The sequence below is a fragment of the Paenibacillus sp. D2_2 genome, assembly GCF_031199965.1.
GTDB lineage: Bacteria > Bacillota > Bacilli > Paenibacillales > Paenibacillaceae > Fontibacillus.
In genome coordinates this window covers 4,383,566-4,395,858 of sequence record NZ_CP133605.1, presented here as the reverse complement: position 1 = coordinate 4,395,858, position 12,293 = coordinate 4,383,566, and the positions used below count along the sequence as shown (strand labels likewise).

Sequence of the window (12,293 nt, the reverse complement as noted above, 5' to 3'; positions counted from 1 at the left end):
TACTCACGTACCCAAAACGTACGCTCCGCTCCTCAGGCCCTAGCTTTATTCAACCTTCTCGGTGCTGAAAACCGGCCTTTTTGAACACGCACTTTAAGTGAGCTTTTTCTCATAAAAGTATAAAAGGAGATAATATCATGAAAAGAACTCATCAATGCGGAACGCTTAGCGCCGCAAACATTGGAGAAACAGTTACGCTGAATGGTTGGGTTCAAACCCGTCGCGACTTGGGTGGCGTACTATTCATCGATCTACGCGACCGCAGCGGTCTAGTGCAAGTCGTATTCAACCCAGCTTATTCCGGTGAGGCGCTGAAGGTTGCTGACAGAGTGCGCAGCGAATATGTCCTTGCAGTCAGCGGTAAAGTAGTAAAGCGCGATGCTGAGACAATCAACTCGAATATGCCAACCGGCGACATCGAGGTGCAAATTACAGAGATCGAAGTGTTGAACGCAGCGAAGACACCTCCGTTCTTCATTGAAGATGGAGTGGAAGTGGACGAATCACTGCGTCTGAAATATCGCTATTTAGATTTGCGTCGTCCTGAAATGCAGAAGACGCTCTTGCTTCGCTCCAAGGCAGCCAAGGTATTCCGTGACTTCCTCGATGGAGAAGACTTCATCGAAGTAGAGACTCCAATCTTGACGAAGAGCTCTCCGGAAGGTGCGCGCGACTATCTCGTTCCTAGCCGTGTGCATCCGGGTGAATTTTTCGCTTTGCCGCAATCTCCACAGTTGTACAAGCAGCTTCTTATGGTAAGTGGCGTTGAGCGTTACTATCAAATTGCACGCTGCTTCCGCGATGAGGATCTGCGTGCTGACCGCCAGCCAGAATTTACTCAGGTGGACATTGAGACCTCTTTCCTGTCGCGTGATGAGCTGTTGGAAATGATGGAGAAGCTGGTTGTTCGTCTGTTCAAGGAAACAAAGGGGATCGACATTGAAACTCCGTTCCAACGTCTTACTTATGCCGATGCTATAGGTAAATACGGCTCGGACAAGCCGGATCTTCGCTTTGGTCTGGAACTCGTAGACGTTAGCGATATCGTCGCTGCAAGCGGCGTGAAGGTATTCAACTCCGTTGTTGAGAAGGGCGGAGAGGTTAAAGTTCTTAATGCGAAGGGCTGCGGAACTTGGAGCCGTAAAGATATCGATGATCTTGGTCCATATGCGGCTCGTTATGGCGCCAAGGGTCTGGCTTGGGTACAGGTGAAGGAAGGGACGTTCCGTGGACCTATCGTTAAGTTCTTGAGCGAGCAAGAAATCGAGACGCTGAAAGAACGTACTGGAGCTGAGGAAGGCGACTTGCTGCTCTTCTCCGCAGATAACAAGAAGGTTGTTGCCGATGTGCTTGGCGCACTCCGCCTGAAGATCGGACGTGATCTTGGCCTGATCGATGACAATGTCTTCAAATTCGCTTGGGTAGTTGACTTCCCGCTGCTGGGTTGGGATGAAGAACAGAAGCGCTATGTAGCGGAGCACCATCCGTTCACTCGTCCACGCGAAGAAGACCTGGAGCTGTTCGATACAGACCCTGGTAAGATTCTGGCTCAAGCCTATGACCTTGTATTGAATGGCTATGAAGTCGGTGGCGGTTCGATGCGTATTTACAAACGCGATGTTCAAGAGAAGATGTTCAACGCGATCGGCCTGTCCCAGAAGAAGCTAAGGACAAGTTTGGATATCTGATGGATGCATTCGAGTATGGTACTCCACCACATGGCGGTATCGCCTTCGGTTTCGACCGTCTGGTTATGCTGTTGTCTGGCCGTTCCAACCTGCGTGAGACGATTGCATTCCCTAAGACGGCGAGCGCGACCGATCTGTTGATGAACGCACCGTCCGAGGTAGATACTCCTCAATTGGAGCAACTGCACATCAAAGTGGCTACCAAGCCACCTGTAGCAGCAAAATAAATATAGCAGACTCGGACATCTGTCCGATTAGCTTGCTTATAATACAGAAGGACCTTACTCCGCTTGGGCGGGGTAGGGTCTTTTTTATAAAAGATCCCCAAGCGCTTCAATTTGTCACTATGAATACGGACATTATGAAAAATACCCATTAAGTTGATTGTTTAAATGTAATTTGTGTAAATCTGGTGTATAATCTTGAGCAGAGATACATCTGGATGATATGATGACAAACGAGACAATCTTCTGTATTTATTATTAATATTAGTGTGTGTTTAAAAGGGGGACTTTTTAAACAACCTCTACTAATTTGCATACAGAAAATTGAATTTATCGTCAGGGCTAATGGGAGGTATATGAATCATGCTTCATCAATTTTCACGGACAGAGCTGGCCATCGGAGCAGAAGGGCTGGATATTCTAAAAAATAGTACTGTAGCGGTGCTGGGGATCGGTGGCGTTGGTTCGATGGCGGTGGAAGCTCTGGCTCGGACCGGAGTAGGCCGTATTATTCTGATCGACAAGGATGTTGTTGATATAACGAACATTAATAGGCAAATTCATGCGCTGACAACGACGATTGGGCAAAATAAAGCCGATCTGATGTGCGAGCGGGTCAAATTGATTAATCCCGAATGTGAAACGATCGCCTTGAACATGTTCTATACGGAAGAAACCTATGAGGAATTGTTCAAATACGATATCGATTATGTGCTTGATGCTTCGGATACAATTATTTATAAAATCCATCTTATTCTTGAATGCCGTAAGAGAGGCATCCCGGTCTTGTCCAGTATGGGGGCGGCGAATCGGATGGATCCTACGAAATTCCAAGTCGCGGATATCTCCAAGACTCATATGGACCCTCTGGCCAGAGTTGTGCGCACTAAGCTGCGTGAGCTTGGCATTAAGAAGGGAGTTAAGGTTGTCTTCTCTACTGAGCAGCCGGTTAAGCCGCGCGCCGAAGTAACGAAGAAAATCGTCCCTGACAATGCACCAGAGATTCGCAAAGCGAAGCAGCCTCCAGCAAGCAACTCCTTTGTTCCGCCGGTTGTTGGTCTGATCATGGTGAGTGTAGCAGTACGTGATCTGCTGGATAAGAAGCAAAATAAATAAAACAATAGACGCTGTGGTGGTTTTGAAGTCCCTGGCGTCTATTTTATTTATGTTGCAAGTAATTGTTCGCTTTTTGAGGAGCGCAGTGATATAATTGAATTCCTTTTGACAAATTTATCTTAGGAGGTAACTGAAAGTGAGTGAATTTCAAAGTGCCTATCAAGAAGAGGAACGGAAGCTCAACCGTGCTCTGGCGAGTATTGATGATCAGCTGCAGCAGCTCCGAAGCATCCCGGTCTATGTAGGGGATGATTTCACGGAGCAGGCGCTCGAGGCAAGTAGGGAAGGACAACGACAAAAGCTGGTGCAGTCCGCACAAGAGCCGTATTTTGGACGTTTGGATTTTGAGGAGTCTGGTCGTGAGCTTATGCCGCTATATATTGGAAAAGCAGGCGTGAGCGATACAGAGGGCAAGCAGCCGATGGTGATCGATTGGCGGGCCCCGGTTGCCAGCTTATTCTATTCTTTTACCGGTGGAGATTCGGCATCATACGAGGCTCCGGAAGGATTGATCGAGGGCGAAGTCTCTCTGAAACGCAATATCGTGATCCGTCAGAGGAAGCTGGAACGGGTCGTGGATACTTTTAATAAGGATGCCGATACGCCTGGAGTGTCTGATGAGTTTCTCGTCTATCGTCTCGGTGAGAATAAGGATAACCGTCTACGCGATATCGTCTCGACGATTCAGGCGGAGCAGGATCAGATTATTCGTGCCCTGAAAAATACCGCGCTGATTATTCAAGGGGTCGCAGGGAGCGGGAAGACGACAGTTGCCTTGCATAGGTTGGCTTTTTTGCTATATCAGTATAAAGAACAGATTAAAGCGGAGCGGATGGTTATTTTCGCCCCAAACTTGATGTTTATCGATTATATCTCTGATGTGCTACCTGAGTTAGGGGTTGGCGACATTCAACAGTGTACATTTACCGATTGGGCTGCTAAGGTGATCGGACTTACTACAGTACCATCGGATGGTTCTGCTGGTCTGATGCGCTGGTTCGACGATGATGCACAGAAGCAAAAAGGACGGACGGAGCAAATCTATCCGGGTAAATATAAAGGTTCAACCCAGTTCAAGGCTTTGCTGGACGATTATATTTTGAGGATTGAGGCGAACTGTGTGCCTCAGGTAGATTTTGAGCCTTGGGACGGAAAGCGGCTGTCACGGGCGGAAATTATGGAGTGGTTCGAAGGAGAGTATAAATACTATCCGGTGGCCCGGCGCAAGGAGCGGGTATTAGCCCGGATTCATCGCTGGGTTGAAATGGAACTGAAGAAGTCGCCTTCGGCTGCGGCATTAAAGGAACGGAAGAAGAAGGCGCAGCAGCGCGAGAAGGCTTATGCGAAGAAATGGCCTGAGCTGGATTCGCTTCAGCTGTACCGGAATCTGTTCCAGGTGAAGAAGAATGCTGATTTTGAGGTGGAGGATTTACAAGCCCGAATCCCGACAGCGGTCTGGAAGGAGACGAAGGATTGCTTGAAGGATGGAATCGTGCAGGAAGCGGATCTAGCCGCACTGTTATATCTCTACGCCGGAGTCAATGAATTGGATAGCAAGCTAACCTTTGACCATATCGTCATCGATGAGGCGCAGGATTTCAGTCCTTTTCAGGTGGCGGTGCTGGATCGGTTCGTGAAGGGGCATTCTTTTACCATATTGGGGGATCTGTCACAGGGGATTCATTACTACAAAGGAATTGATAATTGGCAGGAGATGCAGACGCTGTTCGCTCAGGAAGAGACGGCGTATTATGCTTTAACTCGAAGCTATCGCTCGACCATGGAAATCATCGAGTACGCCAATGAGATATTGAGACGCGGAGTAGGTACCGACTTACTGGCCGTTCCCGTATTCCGTAGTGGTGATCCTGTTCGCTTGGAGCATACGTCGTCCGGAGAGAGCAAGATGAAGCTAATTAAGCAGGCATTGTCCAAAGTGCTGAATGGTGAGTATCGTACTACGGCGATTCTGACAAGAACGCTGGATGAGGCGAAGCAGATGTATGATGCATTAATAGCTGAAGGATTGCAGGCCAATTTAATCGATGGTGACAAGACGAAGTATGCGGGGGAATCTCGGTACTTCCGGTTTATTTGTCCAAGGGGCTTGAATTCGATGCGGTTATCGTTACGGATGTAGATGCGCAGCATTATGGTGCACAGGATGCAAAGCTGCTATATGTTGGATGCACACGGGCCTTGCATGAACTGTGGCTGTTGTATGGGGATCAAATTCCTGATTATGTGGTTATTGAATCGTAAATTCCAGTTGAGCTTGCCGTTATAGATAAAATAAAGACCGTCCGAAATCTTACGATTGTTCGGGCGGTCTCTTTAATTTCTTCATGATTTTCATAAGCTTCATTCTGTAACCGAAGCGACTTCTTTGAGAGAAGCACGCATTTTACACAATATCTTACGGATACTCTCATCGGACAGGTAATAGTCTTCAGCCAAATCCTTAACAGAGCGTCCGGTACGGTAATGATAATATATTTCTTCATTTCGCTTGGCAATTTGCTTGCGGGTTCCGCTGAGTTCTCCCCAATGCGCCTTCGCGCGTTCCGGTTTGGGAATGTAGAGCAGCTCTCCTTGGATATAATACTGGAGCTCCTTCAGCAGCCTAGGGGAAGCACATCCTTCCCATTTTTGTAATTCACGGTCATGTTCCTCCTTGCATAGTAATTCGAATTTGAAATGCAGGTCAAGTAAAGTTAACATGGCACGTAATCCCCCTTTCGGCATTTTATTGTCGTACATAACATTTATATTAGCATAGTCTGGTTCAAACGGAAATAAGAGGATGGCTGTAAAGCCACCCTCGCTGTTAGAGCTTCCGCGTTACGCGGAAACCACCTCAATCACTGAAATCACTTCGATCAGCCCCCTTTCACGTGATTCGTCGGCCGACATTCATATTAACTCATATATAGCCAGTAGTTGGAAGCGAAAGAACGATTATAAATGTTTTTTACTTCTGGTGTGCTAAAATAGAGGGAGTGAGCTTGCTTAATAAGTTAGACTAATTGTGCGGATGAAGGCAATCGGGTGAAATGTTCTTTCGATCGCTGTTGTTCGTGGATTTCCTGATTTTATAGAATCCAACAAGGTAGAAATCCACTCACAAAGGCGAACGCAGCATATGCTTTCGAAGCAGCTTTCTTGCAGAAAGCTTTTAGCTTCTTCAGAATCATTTTACCCTTCGCCTATTCCTGTATATTTTGTTGAACTTATTAAGCATTGAACAAGGAGTAAGGAAGTGAACGGTATGGATTTATTCTCTTATGGCCAGGAACAGAAGCCGTCGGGGCGCTTGCTTGCGGACCGGATGCGACCTGCTTCACTGGATGAATATATCGGGCAAGAGCATATTATCGGACCTGGTAAGCTGCTGCGGCGGGCGATCGAAGCGGATCAGGTATCGTCGATCCTGTTGTATGGTCCACCGGGCTGTGGTAAGACGACGCTTGCTCATATTATCTCGAATCATACGCAGGCAGAATTCGTACGACTGAATGCGGTGGATGCTTCCGTCAAGGATGTGCGTGAAGTGATTGAGAAAGCGCATAATGATAAAGCGTTCTATGGGACAAAAACAATCCTGTTCTTGGACGAGGTTCATCGCTTCAACAGCTCTCGTCAGGATGCGCTTCTGCCAGCAGTGGAGAAAGGAACGATCATATTTATCGGCGCAACGACGGAGAATCCGTTCCATTATGTGAATGGGGCCTTGATGAGCCGTTCGACGCTGTTCCAGCTTGAGCCGTTGAATAAGGATCATTCGCTCTCGGCAATGCGCCGAGCGCTTGAGGATAAGGAGAAAGGGCTTGGCTTCATGAAGCTGGGGGTCGATGAGGAAGCGCTACAGCATATCGCTACGATGGCCAACGGTGACATTCGTCGGGCTCTGAACGCATTGGAGCTTGCTGTGCTGACAACACCTCCGCTTAGCGATGGCACGGTTCATGTGACTCAAGAAGTTGCGGAGGAATCGATCCGCCGTCCGCTAGTCAAGGCGGATGAGTCGACACAGTATGATGTTTTATCGGCATTTCATAAGAGCATTCGCGGCTCCAGCGATGCTGCGGTGTTCTGGTTCCTCTACGCGGTCGAGAAGTTGGGCATGGACCCGATGACCTTCATCCGCCGCCTGATTGCAGCCAGCAGCGAGGATATTGGCCTAGCTAATCCACAGGCGATGGTACAGGCAGTCAGCGCTCTACAGGCCTACAGGAACAATGGCTGGCCCGAGGCTAGGCTGAACATCGTTCAGGCCATTTTGTTCGCGGTTGAGAGCCCAAAATCGAATGGGGTGACGATGGCCATCGACAAAGCGATGACGGCGATCGAAGAGGTAAGGTCGGCAGAAGTGCCGCTTCATTTGCGGGACACTCACTATAAAGGCGCTGTTAAGCTAGGGCATGAAGGATATAAATACCCGCATAACTATCCAGGGCATTATGTGAAGCAGCAATATTTGCCGGATAGTATATCCAAGAGGGTATTTTATGAAGCTACTGAGCAAGGCAATGAGGCCAAGATTCGGCACAACCAGGAGCTGCGGCGTAGGCAGTAGTGTAGTGTTTTATCCTCCGCTTTGGACATTGAAGTGCTGAAAACGGAAGGTTTTCATTTCTAACGAAACTACAGAACGCTATTCCCTCAAAAACAGCAGCATATTAAACCTAACGAACCTACAGAACGTTATTCGGGACAAATCCCGACTTTTAGCTTCTAAATTGCCACAATAGCGATATCCAGTTTCGTTACAATTTTTAGCAGCCTCATTTGGCCGAAATAACGATACCACGTTTCGTTAGAAATAAAATAAGGCAGATTCACTACAAAGAGTGAATCTGCCTTTTATTTGTTCCAGCTTAAGAATTTGCGATAGCAACCTTCTTTGGAGCTTCAATGGTGCCACCGCCAAGGCAAACTTCGCCGTCGTAGAAAACGACTGCTTGTCCTGGAGTAATGGCCTTCTGCGGTTGGTCGAAGACGACTCGTACGGTACCATCCTCGTTCGGGATGATCGTTACGCCTTGATCAGGCTGGCGGTAACGGAACTTGGCAGTGCATTTAAACGACTCTTGCGGTAGCTTGTCTTGACCAGCGATCCAGTGGATACCGGAAGCAGTCAGTTCGGTGGAGTAGAGGCTTGGATGCTTGTCACCTTGCACTACATACAGGATGTTGCGCTCCAAATCCTTCTCGGCGACGAACCAAGGCTCTCCGTTTCCTGAGCCACCGATGCCGAGTCCTTGTCGTTGACCGAGAGTGTAATACATCAGGCCGTCGTGCCGACCTTTGACTTCGCCAGTTACGATGTCGACCATTTCACCGGATTTAGCCGGCAAATATTGGCTTAGGAACTCACGGAAATTCCGCTCGCCGATGAAGCAGACGCCTGTGCTGTCTTTTTTCTTCGCCGTATATAATCCAGCTTCTTCAGCGATCCGCCGCACCTCTGGCTTCGGCAGATGGCCGATCGGGAACATCGCTTTGGACAGTTGCTCCTGATTCAGGGCATTCAAGAAGTAGGTTTGATCCTTGTTATTGTCGATTCCTCTAAGCAGTTGGTATCCTTCACCGTCATTTACTACACGGGCATAATGGCCGGTAGCAACATAATCGGCGCCAAGATCGAGAGCTTTTTGAAGGAATTCCCCGAACTTGATCTCGCGATTGCACATCACATCCGGATTTGGGGTGCGGCCACGCTTATATTCTTCGAGAAAATAGGCAAATACTTTATCGAAGTATTCTTTTTCAAAATTGACTGTATAGTAAGGGATATCGATCTGTTCGCAGACGCGCCGTACGTCTTCAGCGTCCTGCTCTGCAGTACAGACCCCGAATTCATCGGTATCATCCCAGTTCTTCATGAAAATCCCGATCACATCATAGCCCTGTTGTTTGAGTAGCAGTGCGGTTACCGAGGAATCTACGCCGCCGGACATACCCACTACGATGCGAGTCTCGCTATTTGGTTTAGACATACCTAATCACTCCTTTTGGACCGATATCGGCCTGTTCATTATTGTAACATATACCTCCGGGATGTATACGATCAGATTGCCTTTGATTAGCATCGTTGAACAAATTGTACGATTTTGATGAGAGATTTATTTCCCAAAGCTATAAAGGATATGATACGATAAGCAGAGGTAAGTGATAGGAATAGAGAGTTATACAATTCTCTTCTTGATCAAGGTTCCATTATATAAAGATTATTTGAAAATTGAAAGAGGTGGCTTCTTTGAAGATTTCTACAAAGGGACGCTATGGCTTAACGATCATGATGGAGCTGGCGGCAAAATTCGGCGAGGGACCAACTTCCCTGAAAAGCATCGCTGAGAAAAATCAATTATCTGAGCATTATCTGGAACAATTGATTGCCCCGCTTCGTAATGCTGGCCTCGTCAAGAGCGTCCGCGGCGCGTATGGCGGTTACATCCTGTCCCGCGACGCCTCCGAGATTACAGCCGGGATATTATCCGCGTACTTGAAGGACCAATCTCGCCGGTGGATTTCACGGAGGAGGATGATCCAGCCAAACGTGATCTGTGGCTTAGAATCCGCGATGGCATCGCTGAAGTGTTGGATTCTACGACCCTGGAGGATTTGATTACATTCGAAGAGCAAAGTACTAAAGAGAACTATATGTTCTATATTTAGTTCAATCCGGTACTTCTTGTCCGCCATAAGTGAAAATCCAGATATATTCTCAAAAATGACTCCACGCCAGGGGTCATTTTTGCATCAAAAAAGCATATATCTGCATTGCTGAGCCACAGCATCAGTGCTATAGTATCCATGCAAGAAGCGCATTGTTGAGCGGCTAGGGTAGATTCGAGACAGAATAGATCAGCATAAAAAGAGACATAAATGGTTTTATCGAATTGAAACTTATAGGATGGATTGGACAGGCTTATTAGTATAAAGAACCTTTGTGTAACGGAGAACGTCTAATGGGCTAAACAGCAGAGGGCAGCTCGATTTTAAAGGAATTGGCCGAAAAGCCTGCACTTTTGCAGTTTTTCTCCAAAGTCGTTGGGGAAGCCCGTTGGCAGGTTTGCGGAAGGTTGGATTACCCGATTGAAGTCCAGAATGATGAAGTATCAAATTCAAATTCAGATAGTAGCATCTGGTGCAGCTATTACTGGCTAACATAGATCTATAAGAATAAGGTGATATTCATGAAAATGAACAATATATATTTGGATCATGCGGCGTCTACGCCCATCCGGCCTGAAGTGGCTGAAGTAATGATGAAAGTAATGACAGAACAATACGGCAATGCTTCCAGCGTCCATTCCTTTGGACGAGCAGCAAAGAGGCTGATTAGTTCGGCACGGGATCAGGTATCTTCTGTGATCGGATGTCGTCCAGATGAGCTTATCTTTACTGGGGGAGGTACGGAGAGCGATAATTTAGCTCTGTTCGGAATCGCTGCAGCCCGTGCGGAACGGGGTAAGCATATTATTACGACGATGATAGAGCATCATGCGGTGCTGCATACATGCCAGAAATTGGAAAAAGATGGGTATGAAGTCACTTATTTGCCAGTCGATCGCTATGGTAGAATTCATCCAGAACAGGTTGCAGAAGCAATCCGTCCCGATACGATTCTCGTCTCGGTCATATACGCGAACAATGAAGTCGGAACGATTCAGCCAATTGCGGAGATCGGCAGATTACCGCAGAGCGTGGCATCGCTTTTCATGTCGATGCTGTTCAGGCGCTAGGAGCAGTACCGATCCGTCTTAGCGAACTGCCAGTCGATTTAATGAGCTTCTCTTCTCATAAAATTAACGGTCCCCAAGGCGTAGGTGCGCTGTATGTGGACAAGAATATGAAGCTGGAGCCGCTGCAATACGGTGGACTGCAAGAGCGGACGCGCCGTGCTGGTACGGAAAATATGGCCGGTATCGCCGGCTTTGCGAAAGCAGCCGAGTTGGTTAAGCTGGAACTACAAGAGCGGACGAGCCATGATGAGGAGCTGCGCCAGGCGTTACTTACAAATCTTGAAGAACTGGTTGGCAGTAGCCGTTACCATATTAACGGACATCCGGAGTATCATATAGCTCATATTCTAAACATCAGCTTCCCGGAATGTGATACGGAGACGATGCTCATGAATCTGGATATGGAGGGCATTGCTATCGCAAGCGGTTCGGCTTGTACTTCAGGCTCGTTGGAGCCTTCCCATGTGCTAGAAGCGATGCATCTATCGCCAAATCTTTTGCAATCGGCGGTTCGATTTAGTTTCGGGTTGGGCAATACTATAGATGAAATTAAAATTACTTCAAAAAAAATTGCAACCATTCTCGATCGTATACGTAGTAGAAAATATTAGTCGTTTTCTATCCTGTTAAAAGGAAGGAGGCTTTGGTTTTCTAATGCGGTACGCTCAGGGATGTCCTGTATAGGAGGACCGCATACTGTGAGGCTACAGCAATTAATAGGACTTGCTGTATTTGATGTAGAGAACGGAAGAAGGGTCGGGAAGGTCTCTGATATCCTGTTAGGCAAGGATTGGACCATCTCGGGTATTCTATTAGAGGGGAAGAGGTTGTTCTCCCCACATCTTAGAGCGGTCCCTTGGAATGATATCGTCGCATACGGTGAAGATGCCGTAATGATTCGCAATCAACAGGCTATCCAGGTTTGGAATGCCGAGAATATACAGCTTACCTTCTTATCAGGTAGCGGCAGAATTAAAGAACTGCCCATCCTTACGGCAGACGGTTCGATGATAGGTTGTGTTAGCGATGTTTATTTTGACCGGGAAATGGGAAATACAATTACTGGTATTGAAATTAGTGATGGCTTCTTATCCGATCTAATCGAGGGTCGTAAGAAGTTTCCTTATATTCCGGAAATGACGAAGGGGGAACATGCCATTATGGTCCCTGCAAACAGTGAGCAAAAACTTCTGGAGAACGCTGAATTCAGTTAACGTATAGGATAGGTGATGTGGAATGATGATGAAATGTCCAAACTGCAGCTCCAAAGATATTGGTAAGATCGGTTCGCACCAATATTATTGCTGGGGCTGCTTTATCGAATTAACCGTGAACGGGGATAAGATGTCGGTCTATCAAGTAGAAGAAGATGGAACACTCAGTTCCCTGGATGATTTGTTCTTTGGCGATGAATCCATGCAGGATTTCTCGCAAGTACATCTCTCTTAATAAACTAAATTTTGTCTGTCACGAAGCCCTTCTCCCATGTTCGGGGAAGGGCTTTTTGCGTGTCTGCG

Annotated in this window: 6 protein-coding genes and 4 pseudogenes; 8 read left to right on the top strand and 2 right to left on the bottom strand. The window is 47.2% G+C overall.

Annotation, left to right across the window (positions count from 1 at the left end; translation table 11 throughout):
* Positions 1–137: 137 nt before the first annotated feature.
* From aspS to RE628_RS22450, 3 genes and pseudogenes are all read left to right on the top strand, one after another.
* A pseudogene (gene aspS / locus RE628_RS22460) lies at positions 138–1,915 on the top strand (aspartate--tRNA ligase).
* Between the two features lie 360 nt (positions 1,916–2,275).
* Positions 2,276–3,028 carry a tRNA threonylcarbamoyladenosine dehydratase gene (locus tag RE628_RS22455; RefSeq protein ID WP_309155164.1) on the top strand — a complete coding sequence of 251 codons (753 nt, stop codon included), beginning with the start codon at positions 2,276–2,278 and terminating at the stop codon, positions 3,026–3,028.
* A 136-nt stretch (positions 3,029–3,164) separates the two neighbouring features.
* Positions 3,165–5,290 (top strand): annotated as a pseudogene (locus RE628_RS22450) (HelD family protein).
* A gap of 99 nt (positions 5,291–5,389) precedes the next feature.
* On the opposite strand, the gene RE628_RS22445 reads toward RE628_RS22450, so the two are convergent.
* The gene (locus RE628_RS22445; protein ID WP_309155163.1) at positions 5,390–5,749 is read right to left on the bottom strand and encodes a CD3324 family protein; all 360 of its coding nucleotides are present in this window, start codon (positions 5,747–5,749) and stop codon (positions 5,390–5,392) included.
* A gap of 547 nt (positions 5,750–6,296) precedes the next feature.
* Between RE628_RS22445 and RE628_RS22440 the strand changes: the two genes are divergently transcribed.
* Entirely contained in the window at positions 6,297–7,604 is a 1,308-nt protein-coding gene (locus RE628_RS22440) for a replication-associated recombination protein A (protein ID WP_309159537.1), read from the top strand.
* A gap of 301 nt (positions 7,605–7,905) precedes the next feature.
* Here RE628_RS22440 and mnmA read toward each other — a convergent pair whose 3' ends face one another.
* Positions 7,906–9,027 (bottom strand): tRNA 2-thiouridine(34) synthase MnmA, encoded by a 1,122-nt coding sequence (gene mnmA, locus RE628_RS22435; protein ID WP_309155161.1) that lies wholly within the window; start codon positions 9,025–9,027, stop codon positions 7,906–7,908.
* 260 nt (positions 9,028–9,287) lie between these two features.
* Here mnmA and cymR point away from each other — a divergent pair.
* From cymR to RE628_RS22415, 4 genes and pseudogenes are all read left to right on the top strand, one after another.
* Positions 9,288–9,706, top strand: a pseudogene (gene cymR / locus RE628_RS22430) (cysteine metabolism transcriptional regulator CymR).
* Positions 9,707–10,233: 527 nt separating this feature from the next.
* Positions 10,234–11,387 (top strand): annotated as a pseudogene (locus tag RE628_RS22425) (cysteine desulfurase family protein).
* An 87-nt stretch (positions 11,388–11,474) separates the two neighbouring features.
* The gene (locus tag RE628_RS22420) at positions 11,475–11,990 is read left to right on the top strand and encodes a PRC-barrel domain-containing protein (protein ID WP_309155158.1); all 516 of its coding nucleotides are present in this window, start codon (positions 11,475–11,477) and stop codon (positions 11,988–11,990) included.
* Between the two features lie 28 nt (positions 11,991–12,018).
* Positions 12,019–12,225, top strand: a complete 207-nt coding sequence (locus tag RE628_RS22415) for a YrzR-like zinc ribbon domain (RefSeq protein WP_309159536.1) — start codon at positions 12,019–12,021, stop codon at positions 12,223–12,225.
* Positions 12,226–12,293 lie beyond the last annotated feature (68 nt).